Annotated in this window: 17 protein-coding genes; 11 read left to right on the top strand and 6 right to left on the bottom strand. The window is 65.2% G+C overall.

Annotated features, from left to right (window positions below; all coding sequences use genetic code 11):
* The first annotated feature begins 272 nt into the window (after window positions 1-272).
* The 3 genes from P6U28_RS22970 to P6U28_RS22960 all read left to right on the top strand — a co-directional run bounded on the left by P6U28_RS22970 (window position 273) and on the right by P6U28_RS22960 (window position 2840).
* Complete coding sequence (locus P6U28_RS22970; protein WP_129145552.1) at window positions 273-1325, top strand: glycosyltransferase family 1 protein; 1053 nt, start codon at window positions 273-275, stop codon at window positions 1323-1325.
* Window positions 1326-1359: 34 nt separating this feature from the next.
* Window positions 1360-2049, top strand: a complete 690-nt coding sequence (locus tag P6U28_RS22965; RefSeq protein ID WP_122401944.1) for a methyltransferase domain-containing protein — start codon at window positions 1360-1362, stop codon at window positions 2047-2049.
* A gap of 131 nt (window positions 2050-2180) precedes the next feature.
* A complete protein-coding gene (locus P6U28_RS22960; protein ID WP_129145553.1) occupies window positions 2181-2840 on the top strand; it encodes a hypothetical protein in 660 nt (219 codons plus the stop codon).
* Window positions 2841-3166: 326 nt separating this feature from the next.
* Here P6U28_RS22960 and P6U28_RS22955 read toward each other — a convergent pair whose 3' ends face one another.
* Window positions 3167-4831 carry an aminotransferase class III-fold pyridoxal phosphate-dependent enzyme gene (locus tag P6U28_RS22955; RefSeq protein WP_407119955.1) on the bottom strand — a complete coding sequence of 555 codons (1665 nt, stop codon included), beginning with the start codon at window positions 4829-4831 and terminating at the stop codon, window positions 3167-3169.
* A 35-nt stretch (window positions 4832-4866) separates the two neighbouring features.
* Between P6U28_RS22955 and asd the strand changes: the two genes are divergently transcribed.
* Both asd and P6U28_RS22945 read left to right on the top strand, forming a co-directional pair.
* Window positions 4867-5730, top strand: a complete 864-nt coding sequence (asd, locus tag P6U28_RS22950; RefSeq protein WP_407119954.1) for an archaetidylserine decarboxylase — start codon at window positions 4867-4869, stop codon at window positions 5728-5730.
* A 68-nt stretch (window positions 5731-5798) separates the two neighbouring features.
* Window positions 5799-6386, top strand: coding sequence for an NUDIX hydrolase (locus tag P6U28_RS22945; protein ID WP_122401948.1), 588 nt, complete (start codon window positions 5799-5801; stop codon window positions 6384-6386).
* Window positions 6387-6647: 261 nt separating this feature from the next.
* On the opposite strand, the gene P6U28_RS22940 is transcribed toward P6U28_RS22945, so the two are convergent.
* Both P6U28_RS22940 and P6U28_RS22935 read right to left on the bottom strand, forming a co-directional pair.
* Window positions 6648-8108 (bottom strand): FecR domain-containing protein, encoded by a 1461-nt coding sequence (locus P6U28_RS22940; RefSeq protein ID WP_407119953.1) that lies wholly within the window; start codon window positions 8106-8108, stop codon window positions 6648-6650.
* 296 nt (window positions 8109-8404) lie between these two features.
* The gene (locus P6U28_RS22935) at window positions 8405-9181 is read right to left on the bottom strand and encodes a DUF2147 domain-containing protein (protein WP_122401950.1); all 777 of its coding nucleotides are present in this window, start codon (window positions 9179-9181) and stop codon (window positions 8405-8407) included.
* A gap of 517 nt (window positions 9182-9698) precedes the next feature.
* Here P6U28_RS22935 and P6U28_RS22930 point away from each other — a divergent pair.
* Window positions 9699-10901: an extensin family protein gene (locus P6U28_RS22930; protein ID WP_122401951.1), complete on the top strand. Its 1203-nt coding sequence runs from the start codon at window positions 9699-9701 to the stop codon at window positions 10899-10901.
* 78 nt (window positions 10902-10979) lie between these two features.
* Here P6U28_RS22930 and P6U28_RS22925 read toward each other — a convergent pair whose 3' ends face one another.
* Both P6U28_RS22925 and P6U28_RS22920 read right to left on the bottom strand, forming a co-directional pair.
* A complete protein-coding gene (locus tag P6U28_RS22925) occupies window positions 10980-11315 on the bottom strand; it encodes a DUF6665 family protein (protein ID WP_122401952.1) in 336 nt (111 codons plus the stop codon).
* 43 nt (window positions 11316-11358) lie between these two features.
* Window positions 11359-11994, bottom strand: a complete 636-nt coding sequence (locus P6U28_RS22920) for a TetR/AcrR family transcriptional regulator (protein WP_407119952.1) — start codon at window positions 11992-11994, stop codon at window positions 11359-11361.
* 196 nt (window positions 11995-12190) lie between these two features.
* Here P6U28_RS22920 and P6U28_RS22915 point away from each other — a divergent pair, with 196 nt between their 5' ends.
* From P6U28_RS22915 to P6U28_RS22900, 4 genes are all read left to right on the top strand, one after another.
* Window positions 12191-13489 (top strand): HlyD family secretion protein, encoded by a 1299-nt coding sequence (locus P6U28_RS22915; protein ID WP_122401954.1) that lies wholly within the window; start codon window positions 12191-12193, stop codon window positions 13487-13489.
* Window positions 13490-13584: 95 nt separating this feature from the next.
* The gene (locus P6U28_RS22910) at window positions 13585-15171 is read left to right on the top strand and encodes a DHA2 family efflux MFS transporter permease subunit (RefSeq protein WP_129145559.1); all 1587 of its coding nucleotides are present in this window, start codon (window positions 13585-13587) and stop codon (window positions 15169-15171) included.
* Window positions 15172-15508: 337 nt separating this feature from the next.
* Window positions 15509-17308 (top strand): ABC transporter ATP-binding protein, encoded by a 1800-nt coding sequence (locus P6U28_RS22905; protein WP_407119951.1) that lies wholly within the window; start codon window positions 15509-15511, stop codon window positions 17306-17308.
* A 66-nt stretch (window positions 17309-17374) separates the two neighbouring features.
* Window positions 17375-18781: an MATE family efflux transporter gene (locus P6U28_RS22900; protein ID WP_407119950.1), complete on the top strand. Its 1407-nt coding sequence runs from the start codon at window positions 17375-17377 to the stop codon at window positions 18779-18781.
* A 50-nt stretch (window positions 18782-18831) separates the two neighbouring features.
* On the opposite strand, the gene P6U28_RS22895 is transcribed toward P6U28_RS22900, so the two are convergent.
* The gene (locus P6U28_RS22895) at window positions 18832-19575 is read right to left on the bottom strand and encodes a sulfite exporter TauE/SafE family protein (protein WP_122401957.1); all 744 of its coding nucleotides are present in this window, start codon (window positions 19573-19575) and stop codon (window positions 18832-18834) included.
* A gap of 232 nt (window positions 19576-19807) precedes the next feature.
* On the opposite strand from P6U28_RS22895, the gene P6U28_RS22890 reads away from it, so the two are divergent.
* Window positions 19808-20068 carry a hypothetical protein gene (locus tag P6U28_RS22890; RefSeq protein ID WP_162500169.1) on the top strand — a complete coding sequence of 87 codons (261 nt, stop codon included), beginning with the start codon at window positions 19808-19810 and terminating at the stop codon, window positions 20066-20068.
* Window positions 20069-20074 lie beyond the last annotated feature (6 nt).

The following is a 20074-nucleotide window of genomic DNA, read 5'->3' as shown; positions in this document are numbered from 1 at the left end:
TGATCGCCCCTGTTTGCTCGGTGTTCTGCTCACCGCGGCACCGTTTCGGTGCTCCGTTGCGTGGATCATTAACTGCAAAACGTTTCGGGACATTTGCGCGGAAAACCGAAAACGGTTTCATGGCGGCAAGGATTGTTTCATGACAGTTTCGTGGCTCCGCGAGGCCATTAACGAACAAAACAGTGGGCCGACACTTCTGTGACGTCACACGCCTGAAATATCCTTCGTTGATGGTCGGTACCTGAGAATCATCAAACTCTCGGGACTTTCCCATGCGGGTATTAATTGCGACCGACGCCTGGCATCCGCAGGTCAACGGTGTGGTCCGCACCCTGACCTCGCTGGCGAATGCGGCCAAGGCCCTCGATGTCGAGATCGACTTCCTCACCCCCGACGGCTTTCCGTCCTGGCCGCTGCCGACCTATCCGGGCCTGCGCATTGCGCTGCCGAGCGGGAAGGAGATCGCACGGCGGATCGAGAGGGCGACGCCCGAGGCGCTGCACATCGCGACCGAGGGCCCGATCGGCTGGGCCGCGCGGGCCTATTGCCGCCGCAACCGGCTCGCCTTCACCACCTCCTACACCACGCGCTTTCCGGAATATGTCTCGGTGCGGACCGGCATTCCGGCCGCGGTCGGCTATGCCGTGCTGCGCCATTTCCACGATGCCGCCGCCATGACCATGGTGGCGACACCCTCGCTGCGGCAGGAGCTGTCCGAGCGCGGCTTCAAGCGGCTCGGCTTCTGGACGCGCGGCGTCGACACCGAGCTGTTCCATCCCGACGCTCCCGCGAGCCTCGATCTGCCGCGCCCGATCTTCATGACCATGGGGCGCGTGGCCGTGGAGAAGAATCTCGAAGCGTTCCTCTCACTCGACCTGCCCGGCACCAAGGTCGTCGTCGGCGACGGCCCGCAGAAGGCTGCGCTCGAAAAGAAGTATCCGGACGCGGTTTTCCTCGGCGAGAAGAAGGGTGCGGATCTCACCGCGCATCTCGCCGCGGCCGACGTCTTCGTGTTTCCGAGCCTGACCGACACCTTCGGCGTGGTGCAGCTCGAGGCGCTCGCCTGCGGCACGCCGGTTGCGGCCTTTCCGGTCACGGGTCCGAAGGACGTCATCGCCGATCACCCGATCGGCGCGATCGACCACGATCTGCGCACCGCGTGCCTGCGCGCACTCACCATGTCGCGCGAGACCTGCCGCAATTTCGCGCTTGAGCGCTCCTGGGAGAACAGCGCGCGCCAGTTCGTCGGCAATCTCACCTCACTTCAGCCCAGCCGTGTCCTGCGCGCCTCGCCTCGCATGGCGCGGCGGCCGGTGCGCAGCTGATCGTCAATTCGAACCCACAGCGAGAACCTCATCGATGGCCAAGATCATGAACCTTGACGGCACCCAGCAGCTCGACCTCACCCGCGGCACGGTCGAGCAGGCCTATGACCGCTGGGCGCCGGTCTACGATCTCGTGTTCGGCGGCGTGTTCGCCAAGGGTCGACAGGCCGCGATCGCGGCAACCAACAAGATCGGCGGCCGCGTGCTCGAGGTCGGCGTCGGCACCGGCATCTCGCTGCCGCTCTACGCGCCGAACCTGCGCATCTTCGGCACCGACATCTCGGAAGCGATGCTCGACAAGGCGCGGCGGCGCGTGAAAGAGCAGAAGCTGAAGAACGTCGAGGGCCTCGCCGTGATGGACGCCGAGAAGCTCGAATTCCCCGACAATTCCTTCGACGTCGTGATGGCGCAATACGTCGTCACCGCCGTGCCGAACCCGGAGAAGGCGCTCGACGAATTCGCCCGCGTGCTGCGTCCCGGCGGCGAGCTGATCATCCTCACCCGCGTCAGCGCCGACACCGGCATGCGCCGCTTCATCGAGCAGAAGCTGCAGCCGGTGGTGCGTCCGCTCGGCTTCCGCACGGCGGAGTTCGCCTGGTCGCGTTACGCGAAGTGGCTGGCTGGTGCGCATGGCATGGAGCTCGCCGAGCGCCGTTTGATTCCGCCGCTCGGCCATTTCTCGCTGGTGCGCTTCCGCAAGGTCGACGTCGCCAAGGCGGCTTGAAAGGCGGCGTGAGCTCACGCGTCGCGTGCGTCATCGCGCCGCTGCACATCGTCACATGACGAAATGATGATGTCACACGGCCTACATCGAATCCCTGTAATCCCGGACCCGAAAGCATTTTGGGGGAGAGCATGATCAAGAACTATCTCGAGCAGCTGCGGATCCAGCGCTGGGACGACCATCGCTACTATCACCACAGCCGCATCAATCAGAGCCTGCATTTCGTCAGCGCGCTGAGCTTCCTCTTCGCCTATGTCTGGCTGTTCATCGATCCTGTGGTCTCCGCGCTGGTCGGTTGGCTGGTCTCGATGACCTCGCGCCAGGCCGGTCACTTCTTCTTCGAGCCGCACACTTACGACCACATCAACCAGGCGACGCACGAGTACAAGGAAGAGATCAAGGTCGGCTACAACCTGCAGCGCAAGGTGGTGCTGATGGCGATCTGGGCGCTCTCGCCGCTGGTGCTGGTTGCCGATCCCACCCTGTTCGGCCTGTTCACGCCGTGGCAAAGCGCGACCGACTTCATGCGTCAGGTCGCCAAGATCTGGCTCGTGGTCGGCGGCGGCGGCCTGCTGTTCCGCACCGTGCACCTGTTCTTCATCCGCGACGTCGAGACCGGTCTCGTCTGGATGACCAAGATCCTGACCGATCCGTTCCACGACCTGATGCTCTATCGCAAGGCGCCGCTGGCCCTGATGCGCGGCGAGCTCATGGACCCCGGCCTGCATCTCAACCCCGAGCACACCCTCGGCCTGATCGGCGAGCCCACGCTCGAAGAGCAGCACGCCTGAGCGCGCGGCGGACACAACGCACTCCTATGTCTGCTGGTTACGTCATGCCCGGCCTCGTGCCGGGCATCCACGTCTTGGGGGCTGCATCTTCGCCTCTCTCCGCGCGCGGTGGGGCAATCGCACATGGTGCCAATGCAGCGGCATTGAAAGTAGGCTCCCTCTCCCGCTTGCGGGGGAGGGCTGGGGTGGGGGTGTCTCCGCGTCGGGATTGTCGGGGATTGCTGAGGGCGTCCCCGTGTGGCGAGAACCCTCACCCGCCGCGCTCTGCGAGCGCGGCGGCCTCTCCCGCAAGCGGGAGAGGCGGAGCAAGCCCGCGCGATAAAGCCTCAGCGCCCGAACCGCTTGGCCAGCATCTCTTTCAGGATCTGCCGCTTGATCTGCTTGTTGGTAAGGGCGCCATCGTGCCACCAGAAGCCGTCGGCCTTCATCTTCTGCGCGGCGCGGACGAAGCGTTCGGCGACCTCGGTGAAGTCGGCATCGGTGTAGTTGAGGCTGAAGATCAGCCTTCCGGTGCCGATCCAGCTCAGCGCCAGGCCCTCGGCGCGCAGGTAATATTGCAGCATCCAGTTGTAGCGGGACGGGGTGGTGTATTTCACCGTCCAGATCGAGGAGAAGTTGGCGAAGCGCACCGGCAGGTCGGCATCTGTCATCATTTGGTTGAGCTTTTGGACACGGCCATTCCAGGTCTCTTCCAGCCCGTCATAGACGGCGCGGAAGTTGGGGCTGGCGAGCCGGCTCAAGAACTCGTCCATCGCCGTCATGACGTAGGGGTGCGAGTTGAAGGTGCCGCGGGCGAAGCAGATGTCGGCGGGGCGATCATCGCGGAAGCGGCGCATCAATTCGCGCTTGCCGCAGACGACGCCGACCGGCAGGCCGCCGGCAAGGCTCTTGCCGTAGGTCACCATGTCGGCCTTGACGCCAAAATATTCCTGGGCGCCGCCGGCGGCGAGACGGAAGCCCACGAAGACCTCGTCGAAGATCAAGACGATGCCGCGTTGGTCGCAGACCTCGCGCAGCTTCTTCAGCCATTCTGTATAGGCCGCGCGATCAAAGTCGCCGCCGCGGGAGGAATCGACCAGCGAGGAATCGCCGGGCGCGTTGACGTTGGGATGCAGGCCCTGCAGCGGATTGACCAGCACGCAGGCGATGTCTTTGCGCGTCTTCAGCACATGCAGCGTCCTCTCCGACATCTCGGCGAGGGTGTAGGTCTCGTGCGCAGGAATGGGGTTGCCGACGCCGGGCTGCACGTCGCCCCACCAGCCGTGATAGGCGCCGGCGAAGCGGACCAGATGCGTGCGCTTGGTGTGATAGCGCGCCAGCCGCACCGCCTGCATCACGGCCTCGGTGCCGGACATGTGGAACGAGACTTCGTCGAGGCCGGAGATATGGCGGAGCCGGCTCACGTTCTCGAGGATGACCGGGTGGTAGGGGCCGAGCACGGGACCCAGCGCATGCGCGCGCTTCTCGGCGCCCTCGATGCACTCCTTGTAGAAGTCGTTGCCGAAGATGTTGACGCCGTAGGATCCGGTGAGGTCGTAGGAAGTGTTACCGTCGACATCGGTGACGGTGACGCCGCGCGAGGATTCCATGAAGGTCGAGGTGCCCAGGTGCTCGCGCAGGAGACGCGAGAACTGGAATGGCACGCGGTAGCTCTCGGTGAAGTTCAGGTCGGAGATCGCCTCCGCCGCCTCCTTCGTCAGGGCGCGGCCCTTCGGGTAGCGCTCGGCGTAAAGCCTGGCGAGGCGGAAGAAGGCGTCCTTGCGCTGGGCCACGATGTTGGCGGGCGCACCGTCGCATCCGAAGTACCTGTCACCCTCGAACTCGTAGAATGGGAGCAGCCGCGCCACCCGCCGCGACATCTTGGAGTGCCCGGCGAGCGAGCGGTGCTTGGCGCGGGACAGTTCGACCCGCGCCTTGATCTTCGGGAGGACGGCGGCAGCGGAGGCTGCGGCGGCCACGGACATCGAGAGAATCGGGAGTGTCGTTTCCATGACAACAAGCGCTAAACCTGCGAGCTGACAGATTCATGACAGTCAAAGCCCTCATCGCCTCTTTCACCCAGCAGGAAGACCTCAACTTCCTGTTGACCAACCGCATCCCCCGCGCGGCCTTGACCCGCTTCATGGGCTGGTTCTCAAAGATCGAGAATCCCTTCGTGCGGGACTTCTCGATCGCGCTGTGGAAGCTGTTCTCCGACCTCGATCTGTCGGAGGCGCGCAAGACCCACTTCAACAGCCTGCACGACTGCTTCACCCGCGAGCTGAAGCCGGGCCTGCGGCCGTTCGATCCGGACCCCTCGATTGTTGCCAGCCCTTCGGACGGCATTGTCGGCGCTCACGGCAAGATCGCGGACACCGAGCTGTTCCAGGTCAAGGGCGCGCCCTATTCGCTACTCGATCTCCTCGGCGATTCCGCGCTGGTCGATCAGCACCGCAACGGCTCCTTCGTCACGCTGCGGCTGACCTCGAGCATGTATCACCGCTTCCACGCGCCCTATGACGCCCATATCGAACGCGTCACGCTGATTCATGGCGATGTCTGGAACGTCAACCCGATCGCGCTCAAGCGCGTCGAGCGTCTCTTCTGCAAGAACGAGCGCGCGGTGATCCGGACGCACCTAGCGACCGGCGAAGCGGTGACACTGGTGCCCGTTGCGGCGATCCTGGTCGCGAGCATCCGCCTGCACTTCCTCGACATGGTGCTGAACGCGCAGACCCGCGGCCTGGTCAATTTCCCCTGCGACGTCAATGTGGCGAAGGGGGAGGAACTCGGCTGGTTCGAGCACGGCTCGACCATCATCATCCTGGCGCCCGGCGATTTCATCTTCTGCGATGGCATTGCCGAGGGTACGCGCATTCGCGCCGGTCAAGCGCTGCTCAGAAGAAAGTAGCCTTCAATCCGCCGTTCCCGCTGCCTATATCGTCGTTCGGGACGATTCGATCGACACGGATTTGAGCGATGGCGCGGGCGCCGGTGATGGCAGCGGGTGGAATTGTGCTGCGGCGTGGACCTGCGCCACGGATCGCGGTCGTGCGCCAGCGCAAGCGCAACGAATGGGTCCTGCCCAAGGGCAAGCTCGATGACGGCGAGACGCCGAAGCAAGCCGCACACCGTGAGGTGCTGGAGGAGACCGGCCACGACGTTGCCGTGCACGAATTTCTGGGCACGCTCGCTTATCAGTCCGGCGGGCGCTCCAAGATCGTGCATTTCTGGCGGATGCAGGCTGACGGAGCGCCGGTCCGCAAGCTGATGAACGACATCAAGGCGGTCGACTGGCTGACGCTGGACGATGCGATCGCCCGCCTTTCGCGCGAATATGAGCGTGCGTTCCTCAACGAAGTTGGCCCGATCGCGCTCGCGGCGGCGGGGTTGGCGCCTCTGTCCGCGCCGGAGTCGAAGCAGGATTCCGAGCCGGTATCGCCATTGGCCACCGACGATATCGAGTCAGCCCTGCAAACGCTGACACCGGCGGAAGCTGCGTCCGTGGATGAACTGCGGCACGGCCTGTTGCAGAAGGTGAAGGCCTGGTTGCGCGGCGAAGCGTGAAGTCTCGAGCCGCGCTGCTCGCAGGTGAGACGGCATCCGCAGGTTGATGCGATCAGGTGAGCGTCAACTTCCTCCACATCGTCATTGCGAGCGCCGCGAAGCAATCCAGAATCTCTCCGCGAAAAGATTCTGGATTGCTTCGTCGTTTCGCTCCTCGCAATGACGTGGAGATGGCGGAGTGCGCCTCTCTCGCACTCTTTGCTCAGAGGCCACCGCCGGGCCGAAGATGCACATGCGGGCGCGACGGGCGAAAGTGAAATGTCACCGCCGCTCCTTCTCTTTGGGAGCCGGCTTGCGCGGCGCGGCGGGGCGTTGAGCGCCCGGCAGGCGTTGCTGGACTCCGCCGGAACGCTGCATGCCCGGCTGTTGGATCGCCGGCGGCTGGCCTGGCTGCAATCCTGTGCGCGGCATTTGCGGCTGCGGGGTGAGCCCCGGCTGTGGCGGCGCGATGACTCCGGGCTGCACCGGAGCTTGTCCACTGCGCTGCGGCTGGGCTCGCGGCGTGCCGCCCGGCTGGATGCCTTGCTGAGCGCCTTGTCCGGCGCGAGGCGCGCCCATCGGGCGACCAGCGCCCTGTTGCCGCGGCCCTTGCTGCTGCCCTTGCTGCTGCCCTTGTTGCGGCCCTTGGCCGGTACGCGGCGTACCCGGCTGCACCGCGCCACCTTGTTGTCCTTGTCCCTGTCGCTGCGGCGGTTGCGCGCCTTGCTGCGTTCCTTGCCGGCCCGGCGTGCCCGGCTGTTGCTGACCTGGACGATTGTTCTGACCGGGCTGTCCGTTCGGCCGCTGCGGTTGCTGGCCCGGCGCCGTCGTCGGTCGCAATTGTTGCTGCTGCGGCGGTTGCGCCGGCCGCGGAATGCGGCTGATCGCGGCCGGATTGGCGCGGCGGAAGTCGCGCTGCTCGATGACGATTTGCCGGCCCGCGGTCTGGGCGAGATGTACCTGGCTGACGAAGCTACGGTCGCGCGCGATCTGCTGCGCGGGAATCGTGATCGGTACCGCGGTAAAGCGCATGACGCCGCCGGTGCCGCTCGCGCCAGGCCGGATCGCAAAGCCGCTCGCGGCCTGCGTCAGCGCGCCGAGCCGCGCCCCGCTGCTGCGGTCGTCGACATCGATGTGGCCGACCCGGCCGTCGGCGTCAGGATAGAGTTTGATGTTGACGTTGCTCGCCCTGTTCGCCGCCGCACCTTCGGGAACATCGATAACCCCCGTTGTGCCGCGGATGCCGAGCGTTGCCGTCGGCGTCGTGATCTTCATGTCGCCGGTCTTCGCCACGGCCGCTGCGACGAAGGCCACCGTGCCCTTACCGACGTCGAAGATCGCCGAATTCTGCTTGCCACTATCTTCATAGACGTAATCGTCGATGGTGATCTTCGCGCTGGCCGAAAGGTTGAACGTCGTCGCATCGTTGAAGGTGATGCCGAGTGAGGAGTTCGACGAGGTCTGCACGACATCGTTGAGATAGATATCGTCGCGCACCCGCAGCGGATAGGAATTCCTGTCGCGGATCACGGTCGCGATCCCCGTCACCGTCGCGACGTTGCCGATCGGCTCGACGGCGGCGGGCTGTGCGTCCGGGGACGGTGTCGGCGAGGCTGATGGCGTCGGTGAAGGCGCGGGCGTCGGCTGCACTTGTGGCTGGGCCTGCGCAAGCTCGATGGCATCGGACGCGAACGCCACACCTGTGCCTGCCAGCGGCAAGGCCAGCAGGGCGAGCGCGAACATGGAGCAGCGCCAAGCTACCAATGAAGTCACGAGGAGGTCCCGGAGAGAAGGCGAGGCGAGAGCCGCGGATTTCAGCCGGGCGCATCTGAATGGCGGATGAACGTCTGTCGCACGGGAAGGGACGAGCGTTCGAGCGGTGCGCGGCTCCGGCGTGGGTTGGCTCTCTCGACAACGTCATGGCCGGGCTTGTCCCGGCCATCCACGCCTTGTTTGGCGACACCAAGAACGTGGATGCCCGGGACAAGCCCGGGCATGACGAAGATCGCGAATCTCTCAGGGACCACGCGCTCCGCGCATCAGCTCACGCGCTTCCAGGTCTGACCGCCGCAGAACATGCCGCCGAAGGCGCAGCCCTGCACGCGCATCGCATTCGGGCTCTTCATCGAGATCGTCGAGTCGTAGTTGCGGCCGGAGTTCGGATCGCGAATGCGGCCGCTCCACTTCGAGCCCTCGGGCTTCATGTTGATCAGGATGCGCTCGTTGGTCTTCTCGGCATAGCCGCAGAGATTGGGGCCACATTGTTCGACGCGGACATTACCCTTGTTCTCTTCGGTCGCCCACACGCCGATCGGCGAATTCGGTACCGCGACGGGCGCGGCGGCAACCGGAGCCGGCACGGGAGCAGCAGCGACGGCCGCGGGCGCGGCAACGGGAGCAGGAGCCGCAACAGGTGCGGGCTGCGTGTTGTCGAAGCTGGCGGACGGGGCGGAAGCTGCAGGCGTGGTGACGGCCGACGCGGTGGGCGCGGTCGCCTGCACTGGCGACTGCGGCACCGGCTGCTGCGGCGCCGGAGCCGGCGCGGGCTGCGCCGTTGTGGTCGCGGGAGCCGGCGTTGTGTCGACGTCATCGTCCTTGGAGCCGCCAAGGCCCTTGAGGTTGATGCTGTCCAGCTTGATCGGCTTGTCCGACAGGCCCGGCGCAATGATGGTCACGCAATTCAGTGAGGCGCAGTTGCGCGGCGTCTCGATGCGGATGTGCTGGCCCTCGATCTGAAACGAGATCGAATTGCCGGCATGCGCGGCGGCGGTCGAAACGAGGAAGAGCGCGGCAGCGGCGATGGTGAGCTTGTTCATGACAATCTCCGAAATTGCGCGGTCCCGAGATGGACTGAAGTCGCTGGCGGTTGAAGCGTGGCTCGACCCTACGCCGAGGTGGTCAGGCGTTCTGTGATGGACGTCACAACGGCGCCTGGCCGGGGCTCTAGCTGGAAGCCCGTGCAGCCGACCGCTCCTGTCTCCTAGAACCCCTCATCCGTCGCGCTTCGCGCGCCACCTTCTCCACAAGGGGAGAAGGGAAGAGAGATACCGTGTGCTGAGCCTCTAAATCATGCCGAGCACGATGGCGCCGACGAAGGCCATGGCGAGGTAGGCGGTGATAACGCTCAGTCTCCCGGCGAACGTCATGTCGCTCCCTCCATGCGCGCCGCTTGGCGCGCAGCCTTATGGTTAACAGAAAGTTCCTTCTCGAAAAAGTCAGGCTCGCTGTCGCTCATCGGCGGCAGCGTTCGAGCCAGCGCAGGCCGTCATGGTTAAGGAAGGCTGAAGTCAACACGTTGAAGAGTCCTTAAGTAAATTCATCGAACGTGCGTGCATGACGCGCGGAGTTCGTTTGTATCTCGTCGGCTCCATCGTCCTTGTTTCGCTAGCGGGTTGCGGTCGCGGCTTCTTCCAGGCCGAACGTGAGCCATGGCGGGCCGAGGCGGAAGCGGCGTGCCTGAAATCGGGCGCGGTCAAGGAGAGCGCCGACATCGTCCGCATCGATCCGATCTCGGGGCCCGGCATGTGCGGCGCCGAGTATCCGCTGAAGGTTGCCGCGATCGGCGAGGCCTCGAGCACCTATGGCTTTACCGACGAGACGTTGCGCCCGCCCGGCAACATCGGCAACCAGCCGCGGTGGCCGGTGCAGCCGCAGTCGAACTATCCGCAGGGCCAGAATTATCCGGCATCGTCCTATCCGCAACGCTCGACCTATCCCGAGAGCGCGGTACACCAGCCCGCGGGCTATGGCGCCTCGACCGGGCCGATGTCGCTGAACGCACCGGGCGTAGCGCCGCAGGAGGACGAGATCGATCTGCCCCCCGAGGGCACCGATGCCGCGGGCGCAGCGCGCTACATGAATGCACCGAGCTATCCGGCTCGTCCTGCGCCTTACTCGCAGGCGCCTGCGCAGCAGCCGCTGCCGCGTCTTGGCCCGGCGCAGGGCAATTCCGTCACGGCCGTCGGTCCTGTCGCGATCAAGCCGACCGCGACGCTCGCCTGTCCGATCGTATCCGAGCTCGACCGCTGGCTCGCCGACACGGTGCAGCCTTCGGCGATGCGCTGGTTCGGCGTCCGCGTCGCCGAGATCAAGCAGATCTCCGCCTATTCCTGCCGCGGCATGAACGGCAATCCCCATGCTCATATTTCCGAACACGCCTTCGGCAATGCACTGGACATCTCCGCCTTCGTGCTGGCCGACGGCCGCCGCATCACCGTGAAGGACGGCTGGCGCGGCATGCCGGAAGAGCAGGGATTCTTGCGCGATGTGCAGTCGGGTGCGTGCGCGCATTTCACCACCGTGCTCGCGCCGGGCTCGAACGTCTATCACTACGATCACATCCACGTCGATCTGATGCGTCGCGCCAGCCGCCGCCTGATCTGCCAGCCCGCCGCCGTCTCCGGCGAAGAGGTCGCCGCGCGCGCGCAATCGCGCAGTCCCTATGCGAATGCGCGCGAACCGTCAGTGACCGGCTCGCTCGGTGCACGCAAGAGCGCGACACGCAAGCGGGAAGAAGACGAGTACGCCGACGATTAGCGGCGCTCTTGCCTGTCGCCCGGATGACGCTGCGCGCAATCCGGGAAAGTCCCCGCATTCCGCTTCGCCCCATGCGGGCTACGATCTCGCCGGCTTCGACGGCGCCACCCCCATGCATAGCTGCACCTCGCCCGGAACGTTGTAGGTGCGCATGATATGGCGGCTGTCGCGCAAGCCGGACGCCTCACGTTGCACCACGAACATCCAAAGCGCGTAGCCGGCTTCCATCACCAGCTTGCGCCTGGCCGGTTGCATCGAGGTCGGCACCTCCGAGGCTGCGTGGGCAGCGTCGAACTCACGCAAGCGCGCCAGCGCCTGTTCGAGTGCGCGGCCCATCCGTCCAAGTGCCGAGGCCTGTTCCTGGACGATCTCGTAGTGGAGGATATCGACCGGCGGGCGAAGATCACGAGACATGGCCGCAATATAGTGCTGCCCGGCCCGCAGGTGCAACGCGCAGCTACTTCGTCTTGTATGCCGCCAGGAACATCCGTGTTGCGCTGTCGACCACCGTGGTCATGCGCTCTTCCGACGGCGCTGGTGCGGCCTGGAACACGAAGGGCAGGAAGAGCGAGGCTTTGCACAGCTCCATGAATTGCGAGGCGGCGAGATTGCAATCGTCGATCTCGAGATCGCCGGAGGCGACCTGGGCTTTGAGATAGTCGGAGAGGCGATTGATGCTCTTGTCCAGCACGCGCGCATAATAGCGGCGGCCGACATCGGGCATGCGCTCGGCGATCGCCATCACGGTGCGGATCGCCGATCCGCCGCCGGGCCGGCAGAGCAGATGGATATAGGCCCGACCGAACTCCTTCAGCGTGGTCTCGGCATCGCGCGCGGGATCGAAATTAAACACGACCTGGCCGTGCTGGAGCGCTTCCTGCTCGAGGATGGCTTCGAACAGCGCGGATTTGTCGGCGAAGTAGACGTAGAGCGTGCCCTTGGAGACCTGCGCGGCGCGCGCGATCTCGCCCATGCTGGCGCCGTCGAAACCAAGATCCATGAACACCTTGCGGGCACCGTCGAGGATCTGGCGGCGCTTGGAGCCGTCGTCCTCCTGGATGACGTGCAGATGTTCGCTGGCAGTTACAACCATTGGTTCAGCGTCTCGAAAGGTTTTTGGGCCGGCTCAGGGCCATGAAACCCGAATAAAAGGATTCACGGCGGTACAGTCTTGGCCGGGAACATTATTGTATATTGACCGAACCGTTCGGTCAATGATATCTGGGATCGGCGAGAGGAAACCGGCTGCGCAGCGGCCGCCCTCGGTCGCGCTTATTGGGGAGGCCTTTATGGCCGTATCGAGAGACCAGGCTGCTCGCGTCCTTCGCCAGGAAGCGGCGGAGGACCGGGCCGGCGGTGATGCTGCGTCCGAGACATCGGCACCCCCTGCCGAGCAGTTGCGCGCTCATGTAGCCGAGGAAACGAAGCGTCCGACCCGCGAGGCGCCAGAGAAGCCCGTGATCGACAAGCCGGCCGCACCCGCTGCCGCTGCGCCCAGGTCCGGCAAGCGCAAATTCGTCCTGATGGGCGTCGGCCTCGTCCTCGCACTCGCTGTTGCAGGTTATGCAGGCTATTACACTCTGGTCGGCCGCTTCTACATCTCCACGGACGACGCCTATGTCCGCGCCAACAACACCATGCTCGGCGCGCGCGTTGCCGGCCATATCTCCTCGATCCTCGCCGGCGACAACACGGCGGTGCGTGCCGGCGACATCGTCTTCCGCATCGACGACGGCGACTACAAGATCGCGGTCGAAGCCGCCGCGACCAAGATCGCGACCCAGCAGGCCACCATCGATCGCATCGGCCGCCAGGTCGCCGCGCTCGACAGCCAGGTCGCGCAGGCCAAGGCGCAGCTCGTCTCCGCCGAAGCGGGCCTCAAGCGCGCCGACCTCGATTATGAGCGCCAGCAGGCGCTGAGCAGCAAGGGCTTCGCCTCGCGCGCCACCTTCGAGAGCTCGGAAGCCGGACGCGATCAGGGCGCCGCCGCGGTCAAGGCCGCGCAGGCTGCCTACGACGTCGCGGTCAGCAATGTGGACGTCGCCAAGGCGCAGCAGGCCGAAGCACAGGCTCAGCTTGCCGAGCTCAAGACCACGCTGGCCAAGGCCGAGCGCGACCTCGGCTTCACCGCGGTGCGCGCGCCGGTCAACGGCACGTTCTCGAACCGCCTGGTCAACACCGGCGACTTCGTCGCGGTCGGCCAACGCCTCGGCAACGTCGTGCCGCTGGACGAGGTCTACATCGACGCGAACTTCAAGGAGACGCAGCTCAAGCGCATCCGTCCCGGCCAGCCGGTGACGATCAAGGTCGACGCCTACGGCATGCGCAAGTTCTCCGGCGTGGTCGACAGCATCGCGGCGGGCGCGGGCTCGGTGTTCACGCTGCTGCCGCCGGACAACGCCACCGGCAATTTCACCAAGATCGTGCAGCGCGTGCCGGTGCGCATCCGCGTGCCGAAGTCGGTGGCGAAGCAGAACCTGCTCCGCGCCGGCATGTCGGTCTACGCGACCGTCGACACCAACAAGGGCGCCGCCGACGCCGACAGCGAGGTCGATCTCGACGATCCCACCGCGATTCATCCGCAGTAGGGGCGCTATGATGTTCGAGACGAGCGCCGCTTCGTCTTCCACCTCCCCCGAAGGGAGAGGTGGATCGTGCCGCCTCGCGCGAGTCGAGTGAGAGAATGGCCACCGCCACCACCGCTTCGCCTGCCATGATGGCAGCTTCCGCTTCCGAGCGCATCGCGCCGAAGCGGCTGTTTGCGTTCATCATCATGGTGTTCGGGATGTTCATGTCCATCCTGGACATCCAGATCGTCTCGGCGTCGCTCAGCGAAATCCAGGCCGGATTGTCGGCGAGCTCCAGCGAGGTCTCCTGGGTTCAGACCGCCTATCTGATCGCCGAGGTGATCGCGATCCCGCTGTCGGGATTTTTGTCGCGCGCCTTCGGCACGCGGCTGTTGTTCGCGATCTCGGCGGCCGGCTTCACCTTCTCGAGCCTGCTCTGCGGCTTCGCAACGACGATCGAGGAGATGATCCTCTGGCGCGCGCTGCAGGGTTTTCTCGGCGCCGGCATGATCCCGACGGTGTTCGCGTCGGCCTACACAGTGTTCCCGCGCACGAAGTTCCACATCGTCGGTCCCATCATCGGCCTCGTCGCGACGCTGGCTCCGACGGTCGGGCCGACGGTCGGCGGCTACATCACCGACCTGATGTCGTGGAACTGGCTGTTCTTCATCAACGTCGTGCCCGGGATCGGCATCACCCTCGGCGTGCTGGCGCTGGTCGATTTCGACGAGCCGCATTTCGAGCTGCTCGACCGCTTCGACTGGTGGGGCCTGCTGTTCATGGCCGGCTTCCTCGGCACGCTGGAATATGTGCTGGAGGAGGGCCCGCAATATGAATGGATGCAGGACCCCTCGGTCGCGATCTGCGCCTGGATCTGCGCGATCTCGGCGATCGCCTTCTTCTGGCGCGTGTTCACGGCGGCCGAGCCGATCGTCAATCTGCGCACCTTCTCCAATCGCAATTTCGCCGTCGGGTGCACGCTGCAATTCTGCATTGGCATCGGCCTCTACGGCCTGACCTACATCTATCCGCGCTATCTCGCCGAAGTGCGCGGCTACAGCGCGCTGATGATCGGCGAGACCATGTTCGTCTCCGGCATCACCATGTTCCTGGTCGCCCCGCTGGTCGGGCGGCTCATGGCGAAGCTCGACATGCGCTACATGATCGCGTTCGGCCTCATCGTGTTCGCGATCGGCTCCTACCAGATGACCTGGATCACCCGCGATTACGATTTCTACGAGCTGCTGGTGCCGCAGATCCTGCGCGGCATCGGCATGATGTTCGCGATGGTGCCGACCAACAACATCGCGCTCGGCACGCTGGCGCCTGACCGGGTGAAGAATGCGAGCGGCCTGTTCAATCTGATGCGCAATCTCGGCGGCGCGGTCGGCCTTGCCGTCATCAACACCGTGCTCAACGACCGCACCGACCTGCACATCACCCGCCTGCAGGAGCGCGTGACCTGGGGCAACGCCACTGCGACCGAAACCCTCACCATGTTCATGCAGAAGTTCCAGGGTCTCGGCGATTCCACGCTGATGGCGATGAAGCAGCTCTCCCAGCTCGTGCATCGCCAGGCCGTGGTGATGAGTTTTGGCGACGCCTTCCTCATGCTGACGCTGTTCTATCTCGGTCTCAGCTTGCTGGTCGCGCTGCTGAACAAGCCGGCTTCGCCGTTCGGCGCCGGCGGCGATGCGCACTAATTTGCAACACTCGTGCGTGATCTCGCGCGAGCCCCGTTGCAATTCACGAGCGACACATCTATAAAGCGCACCTCATTCAATCGAACCGGGAGGGATTTGCATGATTTCGTCGCAATCGCAGATCGTACGCCCGCGCTCGATGATCTCCTGGCTCGGTATGTACGCGGCCCGTTAGAGGCCTCTTCCGCCAGCTTCGATTGGGCCAAGGTTTTGGCCAAGCGTCCCGATCGCTTCGCTTCCCAAGTCAAAATCAGTTCTACGTGACGCCGTTGCGGCCTTCGGGCCGACTTGCGTCCATCGATGGAGCCGGCCCGCGCGAAAGCGGCCGGATGATGCCATGACCGCTCTGTCAAAGAAGCCCGCGGCGATTCGCGTCGTGCTGCCCTTCGTGTTCCGGCACTGGCTGAAGCAGCCGGGGCGCGGCCTCGTCGTGGCCGGCGGCCTGCTCGGCGCGACCGTCGCCGATTTGTTCATGCCGGTGTTCTCCGGACACCTGATCGATGCGCTGACCCGCGGTCCGTCCGATCCCGATGCGCGCCACGCGGCATTGGTCGCGTTCGGCGCCATCGTGGCGCTCGGCGCGGCCTCGATGGTGCTGCGGCTCGCAGGGCTCCAGGCGATCGTGCCGTTCACGCTCAAGATCATGTCGGACGTCGCGCAGGACGCGTTCACGCGCGTGCAGCGCTTCTCGACCGACTGGCATGCGAACTCTTTTGCCGGCTCCACGGTACGCAAGATCACCCGCGGCATGTGGGCGCTCGACCTGCTCAACGACACACTTATGTTGGCGCTCTTGCCCTCGTTTGTCGTTCTGATCGGGTCGATGATCCTGCTCGGCGTGCACTGGGCCTCGCTCGGCGCGGTGATTGCGCTCGGCGCGCTGGCCTATGTCACCATGACGGTGCTGTTCTCGACCCGCTACATCGCGCCGGCCGCGCGCGTCTCCAATGCCTGGGACACCAAGGTCGGAGGCACCTTGGCGGATGCGCTGACCTGCAACGCGGTGGTGAAATCCTTCGGCGCGGAGCTGCGCGAAGACGCGCGGCTCGCCCGCGTCATCAAACGCTGGCGCGTGCGCGTGCGGCGGACCTGGTTCCGCTACAACTACACCGCCATGGCGCAGCTCTCGCTGCTGCTGGCCTTGCGTGCCTCGGTGATCGGCGGCTCCGTGCTGCTGTGGATCTCGGGATATGCCTCGCCGGGCGACGTCACCTACGTGCTGACGAGCTACTACGTCATCCACGCCTATCTGCGTGACGTCGGCATGCACATCAACAACCTGCAGCGCTCGGTCAACGACATGGAGGAATTGGTGGCGATCCATGACGAGCCGATCGGGATTGCGGATGCGGTCTATGCGCGGCCGATCGCGATCGAGGGCGGCGAGATCGTGTTCGACGACGTCACCTTCCATTATGGCGGCCATCGCGCGCCGCTATACGACGGCTTGTCGGTCAGGATCCGCGCCGGCGAACGCGTCGGTCTCGTCGGCCGCTCCGGCTCCGGCAAGACGACCTTCGTCAAGCTGGTGCAACGGCTCTACGACGTCACCGGCGGTCGCGTGCTGATCGACGGGCAGGACATCGCGCTCGCCACGCAGCAATCGCTGCGCAGCCAGATTGCGATCGTGCAGCAGGAGCCGATCCTGTTTCACCGCTCGCTCGCCGAGAACATCGCCTATGGCCGGCCCGGCGCCAGCTTTGATGCGATCGAGCAGGCGGCGCGGCTCGCGAATGCGCACGACTTCATCCTGCGTCTGCCGAAGGGTTACGGCACGCTGGTCGGCGAGCGCGGCGTCAAACTGTCGGGCGGCGAGCGGCAGCGCGTGGCGCTGGCGCGGGCGTTCCTGGCGGATGCGCCGGTGCTGATCCTGGACGAGGCGACCTCGAGCCTCGATTCGGAATCGGAGGCGCTGATCCAGGAGGCGATGGAGCGGCTGATGAAGGGCCGCACGTCGATCGTGATCGCGCACCGGCTGTCGACGGTGAGGAGCCTCGATCGCATCCTGGTGTTCGACCGCGGCGAGATCGTCGAGCAAGGCACGCATGCTCTGCTCGCGGCCAAGCCGGCGGGCATTTATCGCGGCCTGTTCGAGCGCCAGGTGGTGGAGCTCGGGCAGATCGCAGCAGCGGAATGAGGCGCGGCCTGCGGACGGAGGAGAACGTCCGCAAGCCGCGAAGGATCAGGGCAGGGATGGATTGACATGAAAGACCTGACGCGCGGCTCCATCGTGAGCCACATCCTGCACATGGCGCCACCGATCGTGGTCGGCATGATCACGATCATGATCTGCCAGCTCGTCGACCTCTACTTCGTCTCGAGCCTCGGCGAGGCCGCGATCGCGGGCGTCGCCGCGGCCGGCAACGCCGGCTTTCTCGTCAACGCCTTGATGCAGGTGCTCGGCGTCGGCACGGTTGCGTTGATGGCGCATGCCGTTGGCCGCAAGGACCGTGACGATGCCAATCTGGTGTTCAACCAATCGGTCGTCCTGTCGGTGCTGTTCGGGCTGCTGACGCTGGTTGCGGGTTTCGCGCTGTCGCGTCCCTATATGCGCGCGGTCGCGGCCGACGACGCAACGATCGAAGCGGGCACCCTCTATCTGCTCTGGTTCATGCCGGCGCTGGCGCTGCAATTCGCGACGCAAGTGATGGCGTCCGCATTGCGGGCGACCGGCATCGTGCGGCCGAGCATGCTGGTGCAGGCGCTCGCGGTGGGCATCAACATCGCGCTGGCGCCGGTCCTGATCTCGGGCTGGGGCACCGGGCATCCGCTCGGTGTCGCTGGAGCTGGCCTCGCAAGCTCGATCGCCGTCTGTATCGGCGTGCTGATGCTGCTCGCGTATTTCCTGAAGCTGGAGCGCTACGTCGCCTTTCATCCTGCGCAATGGCGGCCTCAGCTTTGGCAGTGGAAGAGAATCCTCAATGTTGGCCTGCCTGCCGGCGGTGAGTTCGTGATGGTCTTCATCATCATGGCCGTGGGCTATTATGTACTGAGCGTTTTCGGCCCGGCGGCGCAGGCCGGATTTGGTATCGGCACGCGTCTCCTCGGCCTGATCCAGATGCCGGCGCTCGCCATTGCGCTGGCTGCGGGGCCCATCGCCGGCCAGAACTTCGGCGCCGGCAACGGCGCGCGCGTGCGGGAGACCTTTGTCAAGGCGGCGCTTGTCGCGACCGCCGTGATGATCGTGTTCCTGGCCCTCGCGCAACTCGCGCCGGGTCTGTTGCTTGCCGGCTTCTCGAGTGATCGGGAAACGTTGGCGGTTGCGTCGCTCTTCCTGCGCATCGTCTCGTTCAACATGGTGGCGCAGGGGCTGATCTTCACCACCTCCAGCATGTTCCAGGGACTCGGCAACACCAAGCCCGTGCTGGTGAGCTCGGCAATGCGGGTCCTCACCTATTCCCTGCCGTCGATCTGGCTCTCGACGTGGCCGGGCTTTCGGATGGAGCACGTCTGGTATTTGTCGATTGTGACAACGACGCTTCAGGCTGCGTTGAGCGTGTGGTTGCTGTACCGCGAATTCGGCAAGCGCCTGGCTCCGCTGCGGCACGCCGAGGTTCCGGAGGAGGTGGAGACTGAGCCTGAAGCGCCTCCTGCGCGCGCGCCGGCATAGCGACAGCCTGGTCGTGTCGCGACAAGGACGCATCTTCGTTGGCGCACACGTCAGTGCGCGCCAACGCTATTCCAGACCAGGGTGAGGCCCGACAGGAACAAGAGGCCGAGCACGACATCGCCGAAATGCTTGTCGTTCAGCGCGTGATAGACGCGCGCGCCCGCCCATGCGCCGATCAGCGTGCCGGGAAAGGCGACAGCCGCGAGCCACACCACCTTGAAGGCGACGAGGCCCGATGCCGTCTGCAGCACCAGCGCGGTGGCGAGCACCGTGAAGTTGAAGAGCTGGAAGATGCCGCGCCGCTCGTGCTTGTTCCAGCCGCGGATGTTGGCCCACAGGATCGGCAGCGGCCCCGAGAGTCCGGCGAGGCCGCCGAGAATGCCGCCGGCAAAGCCGATCGCGCCGTCGGCAATCCGGCCGCCGGCCTTGAAGGCGAGCGGCCTCTTGTTGAGGTACAGCGCGCTCGAGAAGATCAGGATCAGCACGCCGACGCTCAGCTTGAACACTTTTGGATCGGCCGACGCGACCATCATGGTCCCGAGCGGCACGCCGATCAGCCCGCCGATCAGGAACGGCCAGACCAGCGAGAGATCAAAACTCTTCCACATCGAGGGCAGCGTCGAGGTCTGCGCGATCACCGAGCAGATCAGCACCAGCGGGACCGCGAGCGTGGGCGGCAGGACGTAGAGCCAGATGCCGAGCGCCATCAGCGCCGTGCCGAATCCGGCCAGTCCCGAGACGAAGCCGCCGGCCAGCGCGCCGAACAGCAGCAGCGCGTAAGTGGACGTTTCCACCTGTCATTTCCTGTCGTTAGCGGCGATGCCGAACTTCGATCGCTGCTTTTGAACGTCATCTGGCGCATAGCACAGATGCGGCCGGGAAGGTCAATTTCAAAACCGCACGCAAGCGTGATGCCGGAGGGCGGGGCATTCGCGGAAGACGCGCCTACATGATGCTCGCACTTTAATCTTGGGGCCTGCCGGGCGTCACGCCGCACCGTCCCTGATGAGATGATGGAGCATGATCATGACCCGCATGAACATTGCCGTTGCGGCCGCGCTGTTATCGGTCGCCGGCCTGACGCCGACATTGGCGCAGGCGCAGTTTTCCGAGCCTGCAGCCTATCAGGCCGCACATCCCGACCGCGATGTGCTCAATGGCGGCCAGCTCACGCCCGCGGGGCGCGCAGCCCGCGGCGAGGCGTTGGCCCCGAGCGAGGCCTATGCGGCCTATCCTGCAGCCGTTGCGCCAGTCGTTCGCCCACGCCACCGTCGTCATCATCGATAAGAAGAG

Origin of the sequence: Bradyrhizobium sp. STM 3561, from assembly GCF_045571455.1 — a bacterium.
Taxonomy (GTDB): Bacteria; Pseudomonadota; Alphaproteobacteria; order Rhizobiales; family Xanthobacteraceae; genus Bradyrhizobium; species Bradyrhizobium vignae.
The sequence above is the reverse complement of the archived record's forward strand: the minus strand, read 5'-3'. Positions and strand labels throughout refer to the sequence as shown.

Coding starts and splice junctions, on each gene's coding strand:
- asd (WP_407119954.1), top strand. CDS start 4,867: ATGACAGTCAAAGCCCTCATCGCCTCTTTCACCCAGCAGGAAGACCTC.
- P6U28_RS22960 (WP_129145553.1), top strand. CDS start 2,181: ATGATCAAGAACTATCTCGAGCAGCTGCGGATCCAGCGCTGGGACGAC.
- P6U28_RS22945 (WP_122401948.1), top strand. CDS start 5,799: ATGGCGCGGGCGCCGGTGATGGCAGCGGGTGGAATTGTGCTGCGGCGT.
- P6U28_RS22920 (WP_407119952.1), bottom strand. CDS start 11,994: ATGGTTGTAACTGCCAGCGAACATCTGCACGTCATCCAGGAGGACGAC.
- P6U28_RS22890 (WP_162500169.1), top strand. CDS start 19,808: ATGACCCGCATGAACATTGCCGTTGCGGCCGCGCTGTTATCGGTCGCC.
- P6U28_RS22970 (WP_129145552.1), top strand. CDS start 273: ATGCGGGTATTAATTGCGACCGACGCCTGGCATCCGCAGGTCAACGGT.
- P6U28_RS22935 (WP_122401950.1), bottom strand. CDS start 9,181: ATGAACAAGCTCACCATCGCCGCTGCCGCGCTCTTCCTCGTTTCGACC.
- P6U28_RS22900 (WP_407119950.1), top strand. CDS start 17,375: ATGAAAGACCTGACGCGCGGCTCCATCGTGAGCCACATCCTGCACATG.
- P6U28_RS22965 (WP_122401944.1), top strand. CDS start 1,360: ATGGCCAAGATCATGAACCTTGACGGCACCCAGCAGCTCGACCTCACC.
- P6U28_RS22955 (WP_407119955.1), bottom strand. CDS start 4,831: ATGGAAACGACACTCCCGATTCTCTCGATGTCCGTGGCCGCCGCAGCC.
- P6U28_RS22925 (WP_122401952.1), bottom strand. CDS start 11,315: ATGTCTCGTGATCTTCGCCCGCCGGTCGATATCCTCCACTACGAGATC.
- P6U28_RS22910 (WP_129145559.1), top strand. CDS start 13,585: ATGGCCACCGCCACCACCGCTTCGCCTGCCATGATGGCAGCTTCCGCT.
- P6U28_RS22930 (WP_122401951.1), top strand. CDS start 9,699: ATGACGCGCGGAGTTCGTTTGTATCTCGTCGGCTCCATCGTCCTTGTT.
- P6U28_RS22940 (WP_407119953.1), bottom strand. CDS start 8,108: ATGTTCGCGCTCGCCCTGCTGGCCTTGCCGCTGGCAGGCACAGGTGTG.
- P6U28_RS22905 (WP_407119951.1), top strand. CDS start 15,509: ATGACCGCTCTGTCAAAGAAGCCCGCGGCGATTCGCGTCGTGCTGCCC.
- P6U28_RS22915 (WP_122401954.1), top strand. CDS start 12,191: ATGGCCGTATCGAGAGACCAGGCTGCTCGCGTCCTTCGCCAGGAAGCG.